Annotated in this window: 20 protein-coding genes; 19 read left to right on the top strand and 1 reads right to left on the bottom strand. The window is 38.5% G+C overall.

Translation table 11 applies throughout. From position 1 onward, the window contains the following. Positions 1 to 129 precede the first annotated feature (129 nt). From FG384_RS15355 to FG384_RS15310, 10 genes are all read left to right on the top strand, one after another. Positions 130 to 453, top strand: coding sequence for a hypothetical protein (locus FG384_RS15355; RefSeq protein WP_142643506.1), 324 nt, complete (start codon positions 130 to 132; stop codon positions 451 to 453). Positions 454 to 688: 235 nt separating this feature from the next. Then, entirely contained in the window at positions 689 to 1,513 is an 825-nt protein-coding gene (locus FG384_RS15350; RefSeq protein WP_142643504.1) for a M55 family metallopeptidase, read from the top strand. Positions 1,514 to 1,528: 15 nt separating this feature from the next. Beyond that, complete coding sequence (locus FG384_RS15345; RefSeq protein ID WP_142643502.1) at positions 1,529 to 2,464, top strand: ABC transporter permease; 936 nt, start codon at positions 1,529 to 1,531, stop codon at positions 2,462 to 2,464. Then, complete coding sequence (locus FG384_RS15340) at positions 2,464 to 3,411, top strand: ABC transporter permease (RefSeq protein WP_142643500.1); 948 nt, start codon at positions 2,464 to 2,466, stop codon at positions 3,409 to 3,411. The genes FG384_RS15345 and FG384_RS15340 overlap by 1 nt, the downstream gene beginning before the upstream one ends. A 36-nt stretch (positions 3,412 to 3,447) precedes the next feature. Then, a complete protein-coding gene (locus FG384_RS15335; RefSeq protein WP_142643534.1) occupies positions 3,448 to 4,506 on the top strand; it encodes an ABC transporter ATP-binding protein in 1,059 nt (352 codons plus the stop codon). Between the two features lie 132 nt (positions 4,507 to 4,638). Beyond that, entirely contained in the window at positions 4,639 to 6,291 is a 1,653-nt protein-coding gene (locus FG384_RS15330) for a peptide ABC transporter substrate-binding protein (RefSeq protein WP_142643498.1), read from the top strand. A 115-nt stretch (positions 6,292 to 6,406) separates the two neighbouring features. Then, positions 6,407 to 7,330 (top strand): S66 peptidase family protein, encoded by a 924-nt coding sequence (locus tag FG384_RS15325; protein ID WP_142643496.1) that lies wholly within the window; start codon positions 6,407 to 6,409, stop codon positions 7,328 to 7,330. Between the two features lie 14 nt (positions 7,331 to 7,344). Next, positions 7,345 to 8,427 carry a mandelate racemase/muconate lactonizing enzyme family protein gene (locus FG384_RS15320; protein ID WP_142643494.1) on the top strand — a complete coding sequence of 361 codons (1,083 nt, stop codon included), beginning with the start codon at positions 7,345 to 7,347 and terminating at the stop codon, positions 8,425 to 8,427. An 11-nt stretch (positions 8,428 to 8,438) separates the two neighbouring features. After that, a complete protein-coding gene (locus tag FG384_RS15315) occupies positions 8,439 to 9,362 on the top strand; it encodes a C40 family peptidase (protein ID WP_142643491.1) in 924 nt (307 codons plus the stop codon). 11 nt (positions 9,363 to 9,373) lie between these two features. Continuing rightward, positions 9,374 to 10,336: an ABC transporter ATP-binding protein gene (locus FG384_RS15310; protein WP_142643489.1), complete on the top strand. Its 963-nt coding sequence runs from the start codon at positions 9,374 to 9,376 to the stop codon at positions 10,334 to 10,336. 683 nt (positions 10,337 to 11,019) lie between these two features. On the opposite strand, the gene FG384_RS15305 is transcribed toward FG384_RS15310, so the two are convergent. Further along, positions 11,020 to 11,700 (bottom strand): class I SAM-dependent methyltransferase, encoded by a 681-nt coding sequence (locus tag FG384_RS15305; RefSeq protein WP_142643487.1) that lies wholly within the window; start codon positions 11,698 to 11,700, stop codon positions 11,020 to 11,022. A 186-nt stretch (positions 11,701 to 11,886) separates the two neighbouring features. Here FG384_RS15305 and FG384_RS15300 point away from each other — a divergent pair, with 186 nt between their 5' ends. The 9 genes from FG384_RS15300 to radA all read left to right on the top strand — a co-directional run bounded on the left by FG384_RS15300 (position 11,887) and on the right by radA (position 21,832). Continuing rightward, positions 11,887 to 12,810 (top strand): ABC transporter ATP-binding protein, encoded by a 924-nt coding sequence (locus FG384_RS15300; RefSeq protein WP_142643485.1) that lies wholly within the window; start codon positions 11,887 to 11,889, stop codon positions 12,808 to 12,810. After that, complete coding sequence (locus tag FG384_RS15295) at positions 12,788 to 13,729, top strand: ABC transporter permease (RefSeq protein WP_142643483.1); 942 nt, start codon at positions 12,788 to 12,790, stop codon at positions 13,727 to 13,729. Before FG384_RS15300 ends, FG384_RS15295 begins: the two co-directional genes overlap by 23 nt. A 288-nt stretch (positions 13,730 to 14,017) precedes the next feature. Continuing rightward, complete coding sequence (rsgA, locus tag FG384_RS15290; protein ID WP_142643481.1) at positions 14,018 to 15,073, top strand: ribosome small subunit-dependent GTPase A; 1,056 nt, start codon at positions 14,018 to 14,020, stop codon at positions 15,071 to 15,073. A gap of 23 nt (positions 15,074 to 15,096) precedes the next feature. Beyond that, on the top strand, positions 15,097 to 15,546 hold the full coding sequence (locus tag FG384_RS15285; protein ID WP_142643479.1) for a GNAT family N-acetyltransferase: 450 nt from the start codon (positions 15,097 to 15,099) through the stop codon (positions 15,544 to 15,546). Positions 15,547 to 15,774: 228 nt separating this feature from the next. Then, complete coding sequence (locus FG384_RS15280) at positions 15,775 to 16,242, top strand: CtsR family transcriptional regulator (protein WP_142643476.1); 468 nt, start codon at positions 15,775 to 15,777, stop codon at positions 16,240 to 16,242. Between the two features lie 21 nt (positions 16,243 to 16,263). Next, positions 16,264 to 16,806 carry a UvrB/UvrC motif-containing protein gene (locus FG384_RS15275; RefSeq protein ID WP_142643474.1) on the top strand — a complete coding sequence of 181 codons (543 nt, stop codon included), beginning with the start codon at positions 16,264 to 16,266 and terminating at the stop codon, positions 16,804 to 16,806. Beyond that, entirely contained in the window at positions 16,796 to 17,890 is a 1,095-nt protein-coding gene (locus FG384_RS15270) for a protein-arginine kinase McsB (protein WP_142643472.1), read from the top strand. Before FG384_RS15275 ends, FG384_RS15270 begins: the two co-directional genes overlap by 11 nt. Further along, positions 17,887 to 20,334 carry an ATP-dependent Clp protease ATP-binding subunit gene (locus FG384_RS15265; RefSeq protein WP_142643470.1) on the top strand — a complete coding sequence of 816 codons (2,448 nt, stop codon included), beginning with the start codon at positions 17,887 to 17,889 and terminating at the stop codon, positions 20,332 to 20,334. The genes FG384_RS15270 and FG384_RS15265 overlap by 4 nt, the downstream gene beginning before the upstream one ends. Positions 20,335 to 20,461: 127 nt before the next feature. After that, a complete protein-coding gene (gene radA, locus FG384_RS15260) occupies positions 20,462 to 21,832 on the top strand; it encodes a DNA repair protein RadA (protein WP_142643468.1) in 1,371 nt (456 codons plus the stop codon). The last annotated feature ends 44 nt before the right edge of the window (positions 21,833 to 21,876 follow it).

Below are 21,876 nucleotides of genomic sequence, written 5' to 3'. Positions count from 1 at the left end.
TTTCGTCTAACAGAACGTCTTTTATAGAGAGACGCTCCCTTTTTATTTGTAGTGTATTGAGGTGTTTGTCTATCTGAAACACTGTTTTTTGCATTTACTAGTATAAGGTAAGAAGGAGGTGAATTTAGTATGGACCCATATCGTAAACATTGTAACTCATGCCAACAAGTACCGTGGCAGCAACCAGCTGCTCAGCCAGTTGTATGCCCTCCACAATATAGAGTGCGCGATTCATTTTTACCGAGAATGCAACCTGTCATTCATCCGATTGTAAATGTTAATCGAGAACATACTGTCAATGTGCCACAACATTTTTATACAGTAACCAATCGGAATGTAGTCGTAAATCCACCACAACAAGCATACCCTTTTATGAATCAGTATCCACAAGGGGGATTTCCGCAACAAGGATTCCCACAAGGAGGATTCCCACAAGGGGGATATCCACAATAACAATTTTACCCTAGCCGACCTCGATAACATATGAAGCTAACTGCTATGAGCAAGCAAATGCCTTTATTTCAAAGTGCATTTGCTTTTTTTGATGAAAAAGTAAAGTTAATCTCATAAAAATTAATATTTAAATATTTTGATATATTGTAATTGTCGGTATATTTTGATAAAGTGATATTTATTCCACCTTTGGAAATGTTTTATAATAACAGATTAAGGATATGGGGGACGCGTTATGAAGCTTTTTCTTTCGATAGATATGGAAGGTATTACAGGATTACCGGACTATACATTTGTGGATTCTAATAAGCATAATTACGAGCGTGCACGACGTATAATGACTCAAGAAGCAAATGCGATTGTGGAAGGTGCTTTATCCAAGGGAGTAAATGAAATTCTAGTAAATGATAGTCATTCTAAGATGAATAATATTTTAGTAGAAGAATTACACCCAGAAGCTTCTTTAATAACGGGTGACGTGAAACCTTATTCAATGGTGCAATCGTTGGATGCATCATACATAGGCGCAGTGTTTGCTGGCTACCATTCAAGGGCGGGACAACCAGGGGTAATGAGTCATTCAATGATATTCGGAGTAAGAAATATGTATATAAACGATGTAGAAATTGGTGAGCTGGGATTAAATGCATATGTAGCAGGCCATTTTGGTGTACCAGTTATTATGGTTGCAGGAGATGATGGAGCGTGTAGGGAAGCAGAGGCACTGATTCCTGGAGTTGTCACTGCAGTTGTGAAAGAATCTATCTCTAGATCTGCTGTTAAAACATTGCATCCGAAAAAAGCACATGCATTATTGAGAGAAAAGGTTATGGAGGCCATTAGTAACCGTGATCAAATAAAACCTCTCATACCACCTAAAACTCCTACGTTACGAATTGAGTTTGTTAACTATGGTCAAGCAGAATGGGCAGCCCTTATGCCAGGATGCGAAATTATAGAAGGAACTACAATAGTTAAGTTCGAGGCGAAAGATATATTAGAAGCATACCGTGCAATGCTTGTAATGGTAGAGCTAGCTATGCAAACGAAATTTTGTTAAGGGGGGAACTTGCTGATGACGAAGTACATTATTAAACGTTTTCTCATGATGATAGCAACTATTTTCATCATTGCTACTTTAACCTTCGTATTAATGCACTCAATTCCAGGTTCTCCGTTCGATGACGAACGGACTTCTAACCCTACTATTCAAGCAAATTTAGAAAAATTTTATAAACTAGATGAACCTATGCATATTCAATATTTATATTATTTGAAGTCTATTGTGACATTTGATTTTGGGCCTTCTATAAAAAAGCCGAACGAATCGGTAAATGAATTACTTGCAAGAGGATTTCCAATTTCCTTTGAGCTTGGAATGGTCACGATATTAGTCGCTTTATTGTCAGGAATAATTCTTGGGACACTGGCTGCCCTCCGACATAATGGAATTATAGATTACTTAGCGATGACCTTTGCAGTCGTTGGAATCTCTGTACCGAACTTTGTATTAGCCACCCTGCTAATTCAACAAGTTGCAGTAAATTTAGAGTGGCTTCCTGCTGCCACGTGGAGCAGTCCACTACATATGATATTACCTACACTCGCACTTGCAACTGGACCAACCGCTATAATTGCCCGATTAACGAGATCAAGTATGCTCGAAGTATTAACTCAGGACTACATAAAGATGGCCAGAGCAAAAGGGCTTTCACCTATAAGAATTGTTATTCGTCACGCTTTAAGAAATGCACTAATGCCTGTTGTAACAATTATGGGAACAATGCTTGCAGGTATTTTAACTGGAACTTTTGTCATTGAGAAAATTTTTGCTATTCCTGGAATGGGGAAATATTTTGTGGAAAGCATTAATAATCGTGATTACCCCGTAATAATGGGATCTACAGTGTTTTATAGCGCGTTTCTAGTGTTCATGTTGTTCCTTGTAGATATTATATATGGATTATTAGATCCACGAATAAAATTACATCGGAAAGAGGGGGATGCATAATGACGAATTCACAAAATGTGGTATCCCCGCAAAATGTACAAGACGAATGGTTTCGACCTAAACAGAAAGAGGAAGGGAAAGCAGAAGCCGTAGTAAGACCTTCCTTATCTTATTGGAAAGACGCTTGGAGGAGATTGAGGAAAAATAAGTTAGCAATGGCGGGACTTGTTTTCCTTATAATTCTTGCATTTCTCGCAATTTGTGGACCTATTTTTTCTCCTTATTCTGTAGATGGAACAGATTTACCAAATCAAAATAAAGCTCCCTCGGCAACGCATTGGTTCGGTACAGATGAACTTGGTAGGGATGTGTTTACTAGAACTTGGTATGGTGCACGCATTTCCTTATTTGTTGGGGTGATGGCTGCATTGATTGATTTTTTTATAGGAATTATTTATGGAGGCGTCAGTGGATATAAAGGTGGCCGAACAGATGCAGTAATGATGCGTATTATTGAGGTACTCTATGGGTTGCCGCATTTGTTAGTTGTTATTTTACTTATGGTTGTAATGGGGCCAAGCCTAACTACAATTATCGTTGCACTGACCGTCACTGGGTGGGTAGGTATGGCGCGAATAGTTCGAGGTCAAGTATTGCAGATTAAAAACTATGAATTTGTAACGGCTTCAAAATCTTTTGGTGCTAAAACTTCAAGGATTATTAGGAAAAATTTACTGCCGAATACGATGGGACCTATTATCGTACAGATGACACTCACTGTTCCAAGTGCTATTTTTGCGGAAGCGTTTCTTAGCTTTTTAGGTTTAGGAATCCAAGCACCTTTTGCAAGCTGGGGTGTAATGGCGAATGATGCATTACCAGTTATACTTTCTGGCCACTGGTGGCGTTTATTCTTCCCTGCATTTTTTATCTCACTAACGATGTTTGCTTTTAACGTCCTAGGAGACGGCTTACAAGACGCACTCGACCCGAAGCTTAGGAGGTAAGAATTAGTGAATGAACGTAAGAAAAAAGAAAAGAAAATGATAACGGATGAAAAAGTATTACAAGTGAATAATTTACAAGTTTCTTTTAGAACATACGGTGGTGAAGTGGAGGCTGTTAGAGGAGTTGACTTTGACTTATATAAAGGAGAAACACTTGCAATCGTAGGTGAATCTGGCTGCGGTAAAAGCGTAACATCTAACGCAATTATGGGATTAATACCCCAACCATCTGGAATTATTAAAAACGGAAATATTTTATTTAAAGGAAAAGATTTAACAAAGATGTCTAAGTCGCAGCTAAGGAAAATACAAGGAGTAGACATTTCGATGATTTTTCAAGACCCAATGACTGCGCTAAATCCAACACTATCGATTGGGGAGCAGTTGATGGAAGGGCTCCTTACTCACAAAAAAATAGGGAAACAAGAAGCAAAGAAGAAAGCAATTGAGATGTTAAAACTTGTAGGAATTTCAAATCCAGAAGAGCGTTTAAAACAATTCCCACACCAATTTTCAGGTGGTATGCGTCAACGTATTGTAATTGCAATTGCGCTTATTTGTGATCCTGAATTACTTATTGCGGATGAACCTACAACTGCATTAGATGTTACAATTCAAGCACAGATTTTAGAATTGTTCGAGGAGATTCAACAAAGAAAAGAAATATCTATTATATTGATCACGCATGATCTAGGGGTAGTAGCCAAAATTGCAGATAGAATTGCAGTAATGTATGCGGGAAAAATAGTGGAAATCGGAAATAAAAGAGAAATTTTTTATACTCCAGAACATCCTTATACAAAAGGCTTACTGAACTCTGTTCCAAGACTCGACTTAATGGAAGAAGAATTACAGCCAATCGAAGGAACACCACCGGATTTGTTCTCACCTCCGAAAGGGTGTCCATTCACTGCACGATGTGATTATGCAATGGAAGTTTGTGACCATGTATACCCATCTACAACCAAATTATCCGAAGCACATGGAGTAAATTGCTGGTTACAAGATGATCGTGCAAAGGTTTTGCTAGAGGAAATGACATTTGGAAAGGAAGGCATTCTAAGTTCGTCACTTCCGGCAGCAACTGATGTGTAACAAAGTTTCTATTGGTCAGGAGCTAGGAAATGGAGATGTACGTCCATTCAGTTGCTATTATTTGTGAACAGATCAAGGTCGGATGAGCGCGCGTGAGTGCATTCACATATACAATACAAAGGGGGAACTAGGATGAAGAAGTGGTTAATATTCTTTGTAGTAGCGATTTTTGCACTTGTGTTAAGTGCTTGTACTGCTACAAAAGACGCTGGTAAAGAAAAGCCGACAGAAACAGGTGGAGAAAAAGAAGAAGCAAAAACAGAAACAGAAACACAAATAGAAAAAGTACTCTATTTAAATAACGGAAATGAACCAACCTCGTTCGATCCATCTGTAGGGTTTGATGCAGTATCTTGGAATGCATTAAATAACATTATGGAGGGGTTAGTAAGACTTTCAAAAGACCATTTAGCAGAGCCAGCTACTGCTGAGAAAGTGGATGTATCAGATGATGGTTTAACATATACGTTTACTATTCGTGATGATGCAAAATGGTCCAATGGAGACCCTGTTTTAGCTAGTGATTTTGTATATGGATGGATGCACATGTTGGATCCAGAAACTGCATCTCCAGCAGCATTTCTTGCCTATTTCATTGAAGGGGCGGAAGCTTACAATAGTGGAACGGGTACTGCAGAAGCAGTAGCCATTAAAGCGGTAGAAGAAAAAGTATTTGAAGTAAAACTAAATACACCAACAGAAGCATTTTTAAATATTATTACGAATCCAAGTTTCTTCCCGGTTAATGAAAAAGTAGCAACAGGAAATCCTACTTGGTTTGCTGAGGCAGCAACTTTCGTAGGAAATGGTCCATTTAAATTAGTAGATTGGAAACATGATGTAAGTTTTACATTTGCGAAAAACGAAAACTACTGGGATACATCTACTGTAAAGTTAGATAAAGTAGAGTGGGCAATGATAAACGACTCCAACACAGAATACCAAATGTATCAAACAGGTGAGCTGGATACATCTGGGGTACCATCTGAACTTGCTGAAAGTCTAATGAAAGATCCAGAATTGAAGAATGAGGATCAGGCAGGACTATACTTCTATCGTTTTAATACATCGATGGAGCCTTTTACAAACAAAAAAATTCGTCAAGCTTTTGGGTTAGCGGTTAATCAGCAAGAAATGGTGGAATTTGTAACGAAAAATGGTGAAAAGCCAGCTGAAGGATTTGTACCTTATGGATTCATAGGCCCTGATGGTAAAGAATTTAGAGACACTGCTGGAAAACTTGTCGGATTCGACGCAGATAAAGCTAAAGCATTGTTAGCAGAAGGGATGGCAGAAGAAGGATACAAAGAGCTTCCAGCAGTAACACTCACTTATTCTACAAGTGACTCTCATAAGAAAATTGCAGAAGCACTTCAAAGTAAATTTAAAGAAGTATTAGGTGTAGAAGTAACTCTACAAAATATTGAAGCAAGTGTGTTTGCAGCAGAGCAAAAAGAATTCAAATATCAACTATCACGTTCTTCTTTCTTATTTGACTATGCAGATCCAGTGAATGCATTAGAAAGCTTTATTACTGGTTCTTCGATGAACCGTACAACTTGGTCAGATGCAAAATATGATAAATTAATTACGGATATTAAAAACGAAACAGATGAGTCAAAACGTTGGGAAATGTTAATAGAGGCAGATGCATACCTAATGGAAGAAATGCCGGTATTCCCGCTCTACTATTACAACCAAGTAACGCTTGAAAAATCAACGGTATCCGGTATTGTTAGACATCCGGTAGGTTATATGGACTTAAAATGGGCTGACAAAAATTAAAAAAGCGGCTAGCACCTAAAATCAGGATAATAACTAAGTAAAACAATTTCTAAGAAAGATGCGGCGCCTTTTTAGGTGCCGCCACTTTTGTCTTTAAACAAAGGAGAAAATAAATATGAAAATACATCCGAAACGGTTACAAAAAGGAGATACGATTGGAATAATTGCACCTTCCAGTCCACCAAACTTGGAACAGTTAAAACGCTCTTTAACTTTTTTAGAGGAACTAGGATTGTCTTATAAAATAGGAAAAAGCGTAGAAAATGTATACGGCTATTTAGCGGGCACGGATGAAGAACGTTTGGAAGATCTACACGAAATGTTTGCAAATCCAGAAATAACAGGAATTATTTGTGCGGGCGGAGGATACGGTTCTGCTAGGTACACGGATAAAATAGATTTTCAATTGATGAATGAAAACCCAAAAATTTTCTGGGGGTATTCAGATATCACATTTTTACATACGGGCATGAACGTTTATTCTGATATCGTTACTTTTCACGGTCCAATGTTAGCTTCCGATGTCGGAAAGGATACTTTTTCTGATTTGTCGAAGAAGATGTTTCAGCAGTTATTTGAACCAATGGAACTTCACTACACGGAAGCAATTTCTCCTCTCGAACGACTGTCAGAAGGAGTGGTGACAGGTGAATTAACAGGAGGGAATTTATCTCTTCTGGCAAGTGGAATAGGAACGAAGTATGAAGTAGATACAAGAGGGAAGCTATTGTTGATAGAAGACACTGGTGAAGAGCCTTATCGAGTAGACGGGATGCTTAACCAGCTTCGTCAAGCTGGAAAACTGGATGAAGCAGCTGGTTTTGTAATTGGAGACTTTAAAGATGCAGAGCCAAAGAAACGTCAGATTTCTTTGTCGTTAGATGAAGTGTTAGATCATTATTTAGGCAATTTAGGAAAACCAGCAGTGAAGGGATTTAAGATAGGGCATTGCGAACCGCATTTTGCTGTTCCACTTGGAGCAAAAGCTAAGCTAGATGCAGATAATTTGACACTTGTCATTTTGCCAGGTGTTGAATAAGGGAGGACAATCTAATGATTATTCAATCCATTGAAACGTTTGACGTAGCCATTCCGCTTACTAAGCCTTTTAAAACTGCGCTTCGAACAGTGACTACTGCTTACTCAGTTTATGTGAAAATTACAAGTAGTGGAGGAGTTGTTGGATACGGAGAAGCACCTCCTACCCATGTAATTACAGGTGAGTCGATTGCTAGTATAAAGTATGCGATTAATGAAATCATAGCGCCTCAGTTAATTGGACTTCAACTTTCCGATAGTGAACGTATTTTTCAAAAGCTAAATACGTCTCTCGTAAGAAATACAAGTGCAAAAGCAGCAATCGATATGGCAGTTCATGATTTAATCGCACGTCAATCTGGTATTCCTTTGTATCAATATCTTGGAGGATACCGCAATACACTTGAAACTGATTTCACAGTAAGTGTGAATACTCCAGTTGAAATGGCTGATGACGCAGAGAGGTATATAAATGAAGGGTTCCGTGTACTGAAAGTAAAAGTTGGTATAGGCGATATGCAAGATGATATTGCACGCTTACATGCAATAAGAGACCGGATTGGGAAAGTGCCAAAGCTAAGGCTGGATGCAAACCAAGGCTGGAATGCAAAGGAAGCAGTTAGAGCTATACGAACAATGGAGGATGCTGGACTTGAAATTGAATTAGTCGAGCAACCTGTTCTTGCGCACGATATAGAAGGATTAAAATATGTTACAGATCATACAGATACACCTATTATGGCCGATGAAAGTGTTTTTTCTGTAAATGATGCTAAAAGAGTATTAGAAATGAGAGCAGCGGATTTGATTAATATTAAATTAATGAAATCTGGCGGTATTTATAATGCTAAAAAGATTAATATTCTGGCAGAGGCAAATGGAATTGTGTGTATGGTAGGGAGTATGATTGAAACAAAAATAGGGATTACGGCTGCTGCTCATTTCGCTGCTAGTCAGCCAAATATTCAATACTTCGATTTTGATGCACCACTTATGCTCGCGAAAGATCTTGTTGTTGGTGGCGTTATATACGAGGGAAGTAAGATGACATTTACAAAAGATCCTGGACTAGGTATTTCACGTGTAGATATGGAATAGGGGGCTTTTAGATGACTATAGAAGAGAATGTATGGATTTGTTCAGTAAAAGTAGCAACTGTCTGGACAGAACCAACTTCAGTAAGAGACCTGGATGCACCAGGACTTTCAAATCCGGTATTATTAGTAGAATGGCTAGAAGTATTACAGTATACAGAGCGACTCTCGCTTTGTAATGACAATCGGGTGCAAACTCAATTGCTTTACGGGGAACCTGTAATTGTAGAAAAGGTTGAAGGGGAATGGGCAAAAATAATTGCCGTTTGGCAACCTTCTAAAAAAGATGTTCGCGGATATCCTGGATGGATTCCAGTAACACAATTACAGAAATTCGAACAAGTAGAGAAAATTGGAGTAGCACGTGTATCCTCCGTTAAAGCCCAGTTATGGGATATGGAAAATAAGCCTCTACTTGTCGTACCTTTCAATACAACACTCTTTGTTCTTTCAGAAGAAGTATCCTATTATAAAGTTCAAACCCCTCACGGGAAGGCAAAACTGCAAAAAAAGGACGCCGAGTTTGCTAATTCTATGGGACAATTTCCAAAACGAACAGCAGAAGAAGCTGTAGTTTTAGGTGAGCAGTACTTAGATTTGCCTTATTTATGGGGAGGAATGTCTCCATATGGCTATGATTGCTCTGGATTTTCGTACAATATACTGAAGGCTTGTGGCTATTTAATCCCACGTGATGCTAGTGACCAAGCCCGCAGTGGAGAAGAAATTTCAATACATGATCAGTCCTCTTGGAAAAAAGGAGATTTAATATTTTTTGCAAATGATGAAGGAACAGGTCCAGTGCGCCACGTTGGGTTTTATTATGGAGATGGGCAATTATTGCACTCGCCTTCAACGGGGAAAACAGTTGAAATTACGGAGTTAAAAGGATCAAAACTTGAGAATGAAGTTTGTGCAGTGAGAAGATATACCGTTTAGGGGGGATTTACATGACAGAGAAGGTATTATTGTCCGTCCAAGATTTGAAGCGCCATTTTGAAATAGGACAAGGTGAAACTTTAAAAGCCGTAGATGGGGTAAGTTTCGATATCGTGAAAGGCGAAACATTTGGTCTCGTTGGAGAGTCTGGTTGTGGAAAATCAACTGCTGGGCGAACGATACTAGGTTTGTACAATAAAACAGACGGAAACGTTCTGTTTGAAGAAAAAAACGTTCATAAGATGAGTGACAGAGAGCGAAGAGAATATTTGAAAAAGGTGCAAATGATATTCCAGGACCCTTATGCATCGCTAAACCCTCGTTCTACAGTGCTCGAAATAATTGCGGAACCAATAGAAGTACATAAACTTTATAAATCTAAAGAAGAAGTAAAAAGTAGAGTATATGAGTTACTAGAAGATGTAGGGCTTAATAGGGACCATGCAAATCGCTACCCTCATGAATTTTCTGGTGGACAAAGACAGCGTATTGGGATAGCCCGAGCTTTAGCACTAGATCCTGAATTTATCATTGCAGATGAGCCAATTTCAGCTCTAGATGTTTCCGTTCAAGCGCAGGTAGTGAAGCTTTTACAACGATTACAAAAAGAAAAAGGATTAACGTATTTATTTATTGCCCATGATTTATCTATGGTGAAATATATTTCTGATAGGATTGGCGTAATGTATTTAGGCCATATGGTAGAGCTTACGACGAGTAATCAATTGTATGATAATCCGTTACATCCATATACACAGGCGTTATTGTCGGCAATACCAATTCCTGATCCGGATATTGAAGAATCGAGGGAACGAATACTACTAGAAGGAGAACTTCCTAGTCCTATAAAACCTCCATCCGGATGTGTATTTAGAACTCGCTGTCCTCAAGCAATGTCTATTTGTGCGGAGAAAAAGCCAGTTTGGAAGGAACAAGAAGCTGGACATTTTGTTGCTTGTCATTTGTTTAATTAAACTTAAAGCGTTTGCGGCGCAAACGCTTTTTTAAAGAATAAGAAAGTATAAAAGTTTATAGGATGGATTCCGTTCCAAGCGGACGCTTTCCGCGGGGCGAGCGACGAGCCTCCTCCTTCGCTTCGCTTCGTTTCACTTCGCTTCGCTTCGTTTCACTTCGCTTCGTGCGGGGTCTCGTCTGTCTCGCCAATCCCGCAGGAGTCGCCGCTTTTCACTGCATCCATCCATTCTACAAAAAAAGTAATCAAGTGCTTTCTATTCATTGTTTGAATGGAGTACTTGCTACTGCATTATAAAGTGAAGATTTGTAGACAGTTATTGATCAATCCAATCTCCTAAAACAAGCCGTTCACTTTTTGGAAATAGAGAAAAAGAAGTAGTTGTGCTATTCCTACTATTCTTTATCAGTTTCGCTCATTCTATTAATAAACAGCTGCAATGATGAATAGCTACATACTAGTTGATTGGAGCGCAGGCGACGACTCCAGCCGGAATAGCATGAGCTGAAGACCCTGGACTGAGCGTAGCGAAATTAATTTTTGCGACGAGCTTGCGCAGGAGCAAGGGAAGCGGCTGAAGCCATGCCGGCGGAAAGCGTTCGCAGGAGCGGAAATCAACCGTACTTCTGCGGCTACTTGTTTTAAAAGGACCGGGCGTCTTTTTGCCCTGTTTTTTTCATATTCCTATTCTTTATGACAAATCCAACCGCCAAAAAGTGTTGTAGAGAAAAATTTTGCAATGCGTACAAATCCAGCCTCTTGTAGCAATTGTACGATTGTCTCCTCAGGTAGAAAAGAAAGAGAAAGAATGCTTTCTTCCATTTCATTCACTTCTTCAGACGTTAGTTTAGTTGTATCGAGCCAGTAGTTTTTCCAAAGATTTAATCTCTCTTGAAACTCATCACTGTTAGGATCTCCGTATTTACTAACCATAACAAATGGTGCCCCTGGCTTTAATCTTCCGTGAATATTTTTCAAAACCTCTAATTTCCCTACATACGTTTCGATAAAATGGAGTACTAAAATGCATGTTGCAGCATCATATAAATTTTCATTTGGAAGAGTATCTATAGTACCTTCATGTAAAAAAACACGTTCCGAAATTCCAGCTTCTAAACACTTCTCTTGAGCTACAGATAGCATCGTTTCTGATGGGTCCACACCAGTAAATGTCCAATTTTGGTTTCTTGTACCAAAAGTAGTGAGTTCTGTTCCACCACCGGCTCCAACAATTAATACATCTGCAACCTCCGATACGTTTGCTCGTAAAAATGCTTGAATCATTCGAAACATGGCATCGTATGTAGGCAAAGAACGTCTAATTCCTCTATCGTATTGTTTTGAAACCTCTGCATCAAATTCCATTTTTATCCCTCCCTAAAAGCACTTTACCATAAGTTGAAAATGACTAATAGAATCGATCAAAAAGATTTTTTTAAAGTGTATGAAACTTTTTTTAACGATTTACGTAATACTAAGCGGTGAGTATTTGGAAATAAAAAATAAAGATAGTAGGATATGGATAAATATCCGAAATGGGAGGGTGAATAAATGGATACTAAACCGATTGTTAAGCTTCAAAATATAACAAAGGTAATCGGCAAAAAGAAAATCATTGATGATCTCAGTTTAGATTTATTTGCAGGTCAAATCACGGGATTCTTAGGGCCAAATGGAGCTGGAAAAACAACGACGATTCGAATGATGACAGGACTCATGAGGCCGACGTCAGGAGAGGTATTTATCGACGGTCAGGCTATTTCCACTAATTTTGAGGAATCCATGAGTAAAGTGGGAGTAATTGTAGAAAATCCCGAAATGTATAAGTTTATGAGTGGTTATAAAAACTTATTACATTTTGCACGGATGAATAAAAACGTGACAAAGGATCGAATAGACGAAGTCATTGCTCAAGTAGGATTGCAAAATCGAATTCATGAAAAGGTTTCCACATACTCACTAGGAATGCGGCAACGTCTAGGATTGGCTCAAGCACTTTTACATCGACCAAAATTTTTAATATTAGATGAGCCAACAAACGGACTAGATCCAGCTGGAATTCGTGAATTCCGAATGTACCTACGTAAAATAGCTACGGAAGAAGGAGTTTCTATTTTTGTATCTAGTCACTTATTGGCAGAAATAGAGTTAATGTGTGATAGAATCGCTGTTATTCAAAATGGGAAATTAATTTCTATAAAAGAAGTAAATGGAGAGCAAGAATCTTATTATTATGCAGAGGTGTCTCCTAAAGAACAGGCACATGCTTTCTTCGAATCTAAAGATATGAAAGTAGAAAACTTCGAAAAAGGTTTTGTAATTCCTTTAGAAACAGAGGCGGTTCCAGCCTTGATTACTGAAATGGTTACGAGCAATTTACAAATTTTTTCATTCAGTCTACATAAAAAGACACTAGAAGATCAATTTTTAGAAATGACAGGAGGTGGGCAAATTGCTGAATCTCATAAGAAATGAATGGTTAAAGCTTTGGAGTAAAAAAGCTACATGGGTCATGTTAGTGATTACTGCTCTCTTAATGATTGGTTTGGGAGGTATTTTTAAATGGATCCAAAGCCAAACTGATCAAGTAGATGATTGGAAACAGAGTTCACAAGCACAAATTACTTCTTTGGAAGAGCAATTAGCGATTCCTAATTTGTCTGATGATGAGTTAAAGAGTTTTGAAGACGCACTATTAATTGAAAAATATCGATTAGATCATAACATTGCGCCAATAAGTTCAGAAAGTGTGAAAGGATTTATTAACGAAATTCCAGGCATTCTATCTATTATTACATTATTCACTGTAGTTGTTGCTGCCGGAATTGTTGCTTCTGAGTTTTCACAAGGGACTATTAAAATGTTATTAACAAGACCAGTAAAAAGATGGAAGATTTTGACTTCTAAACTTATAACAGTAGGGATTTTTGCGATTGTGATGTCCGCAGTTTTATTACTGTTTGGTGTAATTACTGGATATATTTTCTTTGATCAAATACCTGGTAGAAGTTTAGAAGTAGTGAATGGAAATGTGGTAGACGTTTCATTTTGGGGTAGACTACTACTTTTAATTGGTCTATCGCTTATAAATGTATTTGTTATTGGAACACTTGCGTTTATGATCGGTTCTGTATTCCGTTCAAGTTCACTAGCAATAGGTATATCTATTTTCCTTATGTTTATGGGGGTAAATATAGTATTAATATTGTCTAGATTTGAGTTTGTGAAGTACATCTTATTCGCAAATACGAATTTAACCCAATATATAGGAAATAACCAGCCGATGATTGAAGGACTAACAATGCCGTTTTCTATAGCAGTAATTTCGGTATATGTCCTTGTATTTTTAGTTATTAGTTACTGGTCGTTTATAAGAAGAGACGTAGCTGCATAAATTTGTATTGACGTCATTTTGAATTTGTTGTATTCTGAAAATAACTTAAGGAAAGGAGTGAGGCATTATGGCTAATTTAATTTGTAAACCACGAATCAGTAAGTTCATGATGTCCCACTCTATATGTTTCTAATTGTAAAACGAATATGCTTTTCATTTACTTGTAACTGACATGTAAATGTATTTCGTTATACTTTTTAACATACTTCTTTACTATTGTCCGGGGACCATGGCTGCTGATTTGTGCAGTCATGGTTTTTTTATATGGAAAATTAGGAGGAAGTAAATTTGAATTTAATCGAACAATATGGTTGGAATAATAATTGGCAAGAAAAACTGATAGGTAGTAGTGTAGCAGGTCGCGTCTTATTGGAGCATAAAAATTTATATCGTGTTATGACAAATGAAGGGGAATGGCTATGTTCACTTTCTGGGAAATTTAAATTTGACCACGATAGGGAAGCATTTCCGGCAGTTGGAGACTGGGTTGTTCTTGAACAAATGCCTGGTGAGGAAAAAGGAATCATTCAAGAAGTGCTTCCTAGAAGCTCTCAGTTTTCGAGGAAAGCGGCTGGAATGACAACAGAAATACAGCTAATCGCTGTTAACGTTGATTTCGTTTTTCTCGTGATGTCCCTTAATCATGATTTCAATGTGCGTAGATTGGAGCGATATTTATTAGCTGCGTGGGATTCGGGTGCAACACCTGTTGTTGTATTGACGAAAAAAGATGCTTGTGATGATTTGTCTTACTATATAAGTGAAGTAGAGTCGGTTGCATTTGGTGTTGATGTATTTGCAGTAAGTAGCTTGACTGGTGAAGGAATAGATAATCTTGAGAGGCTCTTATCAGCTGGGAAAACTGGTGCGCTTTTAGGGTCTTCAGGTGTTGGTAAATCATCTCTTATTAACGCTCTATCAGGGGTAGAGGTCATGGCTGTTAGTGATATTCGGGAAGACGATAGTAAAGGACGTCACACAACTACGCATAGAGAGCTTACATTGTTACCGAGTGGGGGATTATTAATCGACACCCCAGGGATGAGAGAATTTCAACTTTGGGATACAAGTGAAGGAGTAAGTGCGAGTTTCAAAGATATAGAGGAGTTAGGAGAAGAGTGCCGATTCCGAGACTGTAAGCATGAAAAAGAACCAGGGTGTGCGATTCAAGAAGCTATCTATACTGGAGTTCTAAAAGAAGAGCGGTATAAAAGTTACGTAAAATTAATGAGAGAGCTTGCTCATATCGAGAGAAAAAATGACGTAGCAGCTCGAAAAGTAGAACGGGATAAATGGAAACAAATCACAAAAGTGCAGAGAAGTAATTATAAAAAGAAAAAATAATTGGTCTATTAAAGGAGTTTAAGATGATACGATTACTTGATCATAAAGAAGAGTCGACAGCTGAGAAAATGCTGGCGGTTCAAATACCTGCATATAAAATTGAGGCAGAATGGATTGGATTTGATGGAATTCCTCAGCTTCGAGATACGATTCATGACATAATCATCTCAGAGGAAGTCTTTATCGGAAATTATGAAGGAACGCAATTGGCCGGCTTTGTATCGTTTACAAAGACAGATGAGCTCTTGGACATTTGTAGACTCGTTGTGCATCCTTATTATTTTCGTAAAGGAATTGCTACTGCGCTATTAAAGCATGTATTATCCTTGAAATTAGAAAATCAGCAAGTTTTAGTTTCGACTGGAGCGAAAAATACTCCAGCAATCCAACTCTACGAAAACTTTGGATTTAAGAAATCAAAGGATATCGAAGTTGAGCCAAACTTTTTTATTACACAATTAATTTACCGATGAAAAATAACTGAAATTTTATATAAATGGTTATACTTTAAGGGACTGCCTCGTTGTCGGAGGCAGTCTCTTTTGTATCATCTAAATGAACTAGTATTTTCAGTTGTTAGGTCAAAGTAGACAACAGTACATCATCTTTTTTAGCGAAGCGTATCAATTGCACAACTAAATTTTACTCGCTATAATATAGTCAAAGTTAGTCAAAGTCAGTTTGCGAGAAGAGGTGAGAAGATGAAAAATATATCTGATATTATTGAAGGTTATTTGAAGTCTATTATAGAAGAAGAAAGTAAGGGGCAGATTGAAATAAAAAGAAGTGAAATTGCTGAAAAGTTTCAATGTGTACCATCTCAGATAAACTACGTGATAAATACTCGTTTTACCCAAGAACGCGGTTACTTAGTGGAAAGTAAGCGTGGTGGTGGTGGATATATTCGAATCCTCCGCGTCCGTGCGCATACGAAAGCTGATTTGATTGAGCATATAATACAAAGCTTAGAACGTGGAGCATCCGAATCGATGACGGAAGATATTGTGTTCAGACTAATTGATGAGGACGTCATTTCTAAACGAGAAGCAAAGCTCATTTTAGCGGCCCTAAACCGAACAACACTTGCTATTCCACTACCAGCAAGAGATGAGCTACGTTCGCGCATATTATGTGCAATGTTGCTAACATTAAAATATGAAAAAAAGTGAAATTAAACGGGGTGTTGAAAAGTGATTTGTGAAAATTGTAAGCAAAGACCTGCTAAAGTAACGGTTACACAAGTGCATAACGGTGAACACTTTGAACGACATTATTGTGAGGTCTGTGCAAATAGTCTCCACCCGTTTTATGTAGAGTATAAACATGATCCTTTATCTCTCCACCAGCTATTATCTAACTGGTTCAATCATGCAGATCAACCGGTCCATCAAAAACAAAATAGACCTCAGCTAGTTTGCGATGAATGTGGCTGGTCAATTCAAAGGTTTTTAGATGAAGGGAAATTTGGTTGCGCCTCGTGTTATACCAGCTTCCGAAAGCAATTGCCAAATGTGCTTAAACGGTTGCATAACGGAAATACGTCACATGTTGGTAAAGCGCCTGGTGCATTCGGAGAGAAATTAAAATTAAAAAAACAAATTGAAGCCGTTCGTTTGCAATTGAAAGAAGCGATAGAAGTCGAACGGTTCGAGGAAGCCGCAAAGTTAAGAGATGAGGCAAGAGAGCTTGAGAGTAAGCTCGCTGCGGGAGGTGACGAAACACATGTCGATTGAACGCTTTTTAGATAACTCGCCTTCTAGTTGGATGGCTGGAATTGGAGAACATTCAGATATTGTCATGAGTACAAGGATTCGACTTGCGAGGAACTTGAATGGATATCGATTTCCACTAGCATTTACGGAAGACGAAGCGCATAAAATTGACCAATCTGTTTCGGCAACACTTTTGGACGCCAATGAAGACTTACACAAGCATTTCTCCTCTATACAAATAAAGGACTTATCCGAATTAAGTCGGCAAGTGTTAGTTGAAAAACATTTGATAAGTCCGAAACTTGCCAATTCACCGATGACTGGATCGGTATTATTGTCTGATGATGAATCAGTTAGTGTAATGGTCAATGAAGAAGATCATATCCGAATCCAATGCTTATTTCCTGGTCTTCAAATTCAAGAAGCATATACACAAGCAGATGCAATTGATGGGTTGTTGGAGAAAGAATTACCATACGCATTCGATGAGCAATTCGGGTATTTAACAAGCTGCCCAACAAATACAGGCACTGGTTTAAGAGCGTCAGTTATGATGCATTTACCAGCATTAACAATGACAAAACAAATGAACCGAATCGTTACAATTATTTCGAGATTGGGAATGGTTGTGAGAGGAATTTATGGTGAAGGTAGTGAAGCTCTAGGTAATGTTTACCAAGTTTCAAATCAAACAACGCTTGGTAAACCTGAGGAAGATATACTTGCTGATCTTCAAAGTATTACGGAACAAATTATTCAAAAAGAACGGGAAGCAAGAAATGCACTTTTAAAGCATTCTTCCAATACATTAGAAGACCGGCTATATCGTTCATTAGGAACCTTGTCATACGCTCGTATTATGACGACAGATGAAGCTGCAACATGTTTATCAGATGTCCGCTTAGGAATAGATATAGGACTCATAAAAGACGTAGATGTAACCATTTTGAATGAATGTATGGTGTTTATGCAACCGGGGTTTTTACAACAGTATGCAGGAACTACTTTAAATGCTTCGGAAAGAGATATGTTTCGAGCGAAGTTATTAAGGGAACGGTTGCAAATGGGAGTAACGCCGAAAACAAAAGGAGAGGAACTTACATGATGTTTAATCGATTTACGCAAAGGTCACAAAAAGTATTACAACTAGCGCAAGAAGAAGCTATTCGTTTAAAGCATGAGTCTATTGGAACTGAACATATATTACTTGGGCTTATTCGAGAAGGTAGTGGAATCGCAGCAAAAGCGCTAGAAGCGATTGAAGTAGATCCTAAAGTTATTGAAGCAGGGGTGGAAGAGTTAGTAGGGACTGGTGCTGAAGACGTTGGTCCAATCGTTCATTACACACCTCGTGCGAAAAAAGTCATTGAACTTTCTGTAGATGAGTCCCGCAAGTTAGGGCATTCATATATTGGAACAGAGCATTTATTACTTGCATTAATCCGTGAAGGAGAAGGGGTTGCGGCAAGGGTTTTAAATAATGCAGGCGTCAGCTTAAATAAAGCACGTCAACAAGTGCTTCAATTGTTAGGTAGCACGGATCAAGCTCATGGGAACGGCAATAATAGTGCGGCAACTGCTAGCACTCCAACATTAGATGGTTTGGCTCGCGATTTAACACAAATCGCGAGAGATGGCTCATTAGATCCTGTTATAGGACGAAGTAAAGAAATTACACGTGTTATTGAAATTTTGGCTCGTCGTACTAAAAACAATCCGGTGCTAATTGGTGAACCAGGTGTTGGTAAAACGGCGATTGCAGAAGGGCTTGCACAGCAAATTGTACAAAATGAAGTGCCGGAAATCTTACGCGACAAACGAGTGATGACGCTTGACATGGGTACGGTTGTTGCAGGTACGAAATATCGTGGTGAATTTGAAGATCGCTTGAAGAAGGTGATGGACGAAATTCGCCAAGCAGGTAATGTTATCTTATTCATCGATGAGTTGCATACATTAATCGGTGCTGGTGGAGCAGAAGGTGCAATTGATGCGTCTAATATTTTGAAACCAGCATTGGCACGGGGAGAAATTCAATGTATTGGTGCGACAACATTAGATGAGTACCGCAAATATATTGAAAAAGATGCAGCACTTGAGCGTCGTTTTCAACCGATTCAAGTAGATGAGCCATCTGTGGATGAAGCAGTTCAAATAATATATGGTCTACGCGATCGTTATGAAGCTCATCACCGTGTGAAAATTACGGATGAAGCGGTGGAAGCAGCTGTTAAAATGTCGGATCGTTACATTTCAGATCGCTTTTTACCAGATAAAGCAATCGACTTAATCGATGAAGCTGGTTCAAAGGTTCGCCTGCGATCATACACAACACCTCCAAATTTAAAGGAATTAGAAGCGAAATTAGAAGCTATTCGTTCGGAGAAAAATGCTGCTGTTCAAAGCCAAGAGTTTGAAAAAGCTGCGTCTTTCCGCGATAAAGAACAGAAGCTAAAAGATGAGCTAGAAAAAATGAAAAACACATGGAAAGAAAAACAAGGAAAAGAAGAATCTGAAGTGACAGTGGAAGATATCGCTGCGGTTGTTTCAATGTGGACCGGGGTTCCTGTTTCAAAACTAGCACAAACAGAATCTGAAAAATTATTAAATTTGGAAGATAAACTACATGAAAGAGTAATTGGGCAATCGGAAGCTGTAGATGCAATTTCTCGTGCTATTCGCCGAGCTCGTGCAGGCTTGAAAGATCCGAAACGTCCAATTGGATCCTTTATTTTCCTTGGACCTACTGGTGTTGGTAAAACGGAGCTTGCTCGTGCTTTAGCAGAAGTAATGTTCGGTGACGAGGATGCTATGATTCGAGTGGATATGTCTGAGTATATGGAAAAACACTCTACTTCTCGTTTAGTTGGTTCTCCTCCAGGATACGTTGGATTTGACGACGGAGGTCAATTAACAGAAAAAGTACGTCGAAAACCTTACTCTGTTATCTTATTAGACGAAATTGAGAAAGCACATCCAGATGTGTTTAATATACTTCTACAAGTTTTAGAAGATGGTCGACTAACAGACTCTAAAGGACGTACAGTCGATTTCCGTAATACAGTTGTTATTATGACATCAAACGTTGGAGCAGATGCACTTAAATTCAATAAATATGTTGGATTTAATCTACAAGAAGGCGGGAAAACGGATTATAAAGATATGAAAGGCAAAATGCTAGAAGAATTGAAAAAAGCATTCCGTCCTGAATTCTTGAACCGTCTAGATGAAATGATTGTATTCCACTCTTTAGAAAAAGAGCATTTAAAACAAATCGTTACACTTATGACGCAACAGCTAGCGAAACGCTTAAAAGAGCAAGGTATTGAGTTAGAGTTAACAGAAGCTGCTCAAGATAAAATTACAACAGAGGGATTCGATCCTGCATATGGTGCACGTCCATTGCGTCGAGCATTACAAAAACATGTGGAAGATCGACTTTCTGAAGAGCTGCTAAAAGGGGAAGTATTAACTGGTCAACATGTTGTGTTCGATGTGGAAAACGATGAATTTGTTGTTCGTATTAAAACTGCAGTAACAGAAAATTAATATTGCGGGCATTCCGAACCTTGAGTACGGAATGCCCTTTTTACATTTTAGCGATAGCGCCATGGTCATTCTGTTTTGTGCCTTTTGGTTAACAGGCGCTTACGCTTTTCGTACATAGGAGGAGCAAATGGCAAAACGCAAAACAAAATTTATGTGTAATTCATGTGGATATGAGTCTGCAAAATGGATGGGAAGATGTCCTGGATGCGGTGAATGGAATACTATGGTAGAAGAAATGGAAGTTGTTTCGAAAGGGCCGAAAAGATCTTTTCAACATTCTACAGGTGTAGCACAAAAAGCTACGCCAATTATTGCTGTTGAAACTATAGAGGAGCCAAGAGTTGATACGAATTTAATGGAACTAAACCGAGTGCTTGGAGGGGGTATTGTCCCTGGCTCGCTCGTATTAATCGGTGGAGATCCAGGTATCGGAAAGTCAACATTACTTTTACAAGTCTCTGCCTTGTTGGCCAATAAAGGAGAGCGAGTCTTATATATTTCGGGTGAGGAATCGATTAGACAAACAAAACTTCGTGCAGAGCGGCTAGGTGTTACTTCTGCAGAACTTTATATATATTCCGAAACAAATTTGGAATTAATCAATGAAACAATCGACAGTGTTGAACCTCGCTTTGTTATCGTCGACTCTATTCAAACTGTTCATCATCCAGAAGTGACTAGTGCTCCAGGAAGTGTATCCCAAGTTCGAGAATGTACAGCTGAACTAATGCGTATTGCAAAAACAAAGAATGTAGCAATCTTTTTAGTAGGTCATGTAACGAAAGAGGGGCAAATTGCTGGACCTCGATTACTAGAGCATATGGTTGATACCGTTTTGTATTTTGAGGGAGAGCGTCATCATACGTACCGCATTTTACGATCTCAAAAAAATCGTTTTGGATCCACAAATGAGATTGCTATTTTTGAAATGGTACAACAGGGTTTAAAGGAAGTATTGAATCCTTCTGAATTATTTTTACAAGAACGATCACACGGAGCAGCTGGGTCTGCCATAGTTGCTTCTATGGAAGGAACGAGACCAATTTTAGTTGAAATTCAAGCACTTGTTACGCAATCTAGCTTTAATTATCCAAAAAGAATGGCAACCGGGATCGATCAAAATAGAGTTTCTTTACTCATGGCAGTATTAGAAAAACGTATGGGATTACTACTTCAAACACAAGATGCATATATAAAAGTTGCTGGTGGAGTTAAATTAGACGAACCTGCAATCGATTTAGCCGTCCTAGTAAGTATAGTATCAAGTTTCAGAGATACGGGTGTAACACCTACTGATTGTTTTATCGGAGAAGTTGGGTTAACTGGCGAAGTCAGAAGAGTATCGCGAATTGAACAACGTGTTCAAGAGGCAGTGAAACTGGGATTTCAACGGGCGGTAGTTCCAGCATCAAATTTAGGTGGTTGGGATTATCCGAAAGGAATTCAAGTTATCGGTGTTGAAACTGTCAATGATGCGATGAAGGAAGCATTTCAGTAACTCAATTCCAACAGTGGGAATTCTCGAGTGCGTAGATGTAAAAG

This window comes from Psychrobacillus vulpis (assembly GCF_006861825.1).
In the GTDB taxonomy this organism is placed as follows: domain Bacteria; phylum Bacillota; class Bacilli; order Bacillales_A; family Planococcaceae; genus Psychrobacillus; species Psychrobacillus vulpis.
This window is presented reverse-complemented; position numbering and strand designations above follow the sequence as displayed.

Excerpts from the sequence above, each read along its gene's own strand:
- FG384_RS15280 (WP_142643476.1), top strand. The coding sequence starts at position 15,775 with ATGAAAAATATATCTGATATTATTGAAGGTTATTTGAAGTCTATTATA.
- FG384_RS15340 (WP_142643500.1), top strand. The coding sequence starts at position 2,464 with ATGACGAATTCACAAAATGTGGTATCCCCGCAAAATGTACAAGACGAA.
- FG384_RS15355 (WP_142643506.1), top strand. The coding sequence starts at position 130 with ATGGACCCATATCGTAAACATTGTAACTCATGCCAACAAGTACCGTGG.
- FG384_RS15300 (WP_142643485.1), top strand. The coding sequence starts at position 11,887 with ATGGATACTAAACCGATTGTTAAGCTTCAAAATATAACAAAGGTAATC.
- FG384_RS15325 (WP_142643496.1), top strand. The coding sequence starts at position 6,407 with ATGAAAATACATCCGAAACGGTTACAAAAAGGAGATACGATTGGAATA.
- FG384_RS15265 (WP_142643470.1), top strand. The coding sequence starts at position 17,887 with ATGATGTTTAATCGATTTACGCAAAGGTCACAAAAAGTATTACAACTA.
- FG384_RS15315 (WP_142643491.1), top strand. The coding sequence starts at position 8,439 with ATGACTATAGAAGAGAATGTATGGATTTGTTCAGTAAAAGTAGCAACT.
- FG384_RS15270 (WP_142643472.1), top strand. The coding sequence starts at position 16,796 with ATGTCGATTGAACGCTTTTTAGATAACTCGCCTTCTAGTTGGATGGCT.
- FG384_RS15330 (WP_142643498.1), top strand. The coding sequence starts at position 4,639 with ATGAAGAAGTGGTTAATATTCTTTGTAGTAGCGATTTTTGCACTTGTG.
- radA (WP_142643468.1), top strand. The coding sequence starts at position 20,462 with ATGGCAAAACGCAAAACAAAATTTATGTGTAATTCATGTGGATATGAG.
- FG384_RS15345 (WP_142643502.1), top strand. The coding sequence starts at position 1,529 with ATGACGAAGTACATTATTAAACGTTTTCTCATGATGATAGCAACTATT.
- FG384_RS15350 (WP_142643504.1), top strand. The coding sequence starts at position 689 with ATGAAGCTTTTTCTTTCGATAGATATGGAAGGTATTACAGGATTACCG.
- FG384_RS15310 (WP_142643489.1), top strand. The coding sequence starts at position 9,374 with ATGACAGAGAAGGTATTATTGTCCGTCCAAGATTTGAAGCGCCATTTT.
- FG384_RS15285 (WP_142643479.1), top strand. The coding sequence starts at position 15,097 with ATGATACGATTACTTGATCATAAAGAAGAGTCGACAGCTGAGAAAATG.
- FG384_RS15335 (WP_142643534.1), top strand. The coding sequence starts at position 3,448 with ATGATAACGGATGAAAAAGTATTACAAGTGAATAATTTACAAGTTTCT.
- FG384_RS15305 (WP_142643487.1), bottom strand. The coding sequence starts at position 11,700 with ATGGAATTTGATGCAGAGGTTTCAAAACAATACGATAGAGGAATTAGA.
- FG384_RS15320 (WP_142643494.1), top strand. The coding sequence starts at position 7,345 with ATGATTATTCAATCCATTGAAACGTTTGACGTAGCCATTCCGCTTACT.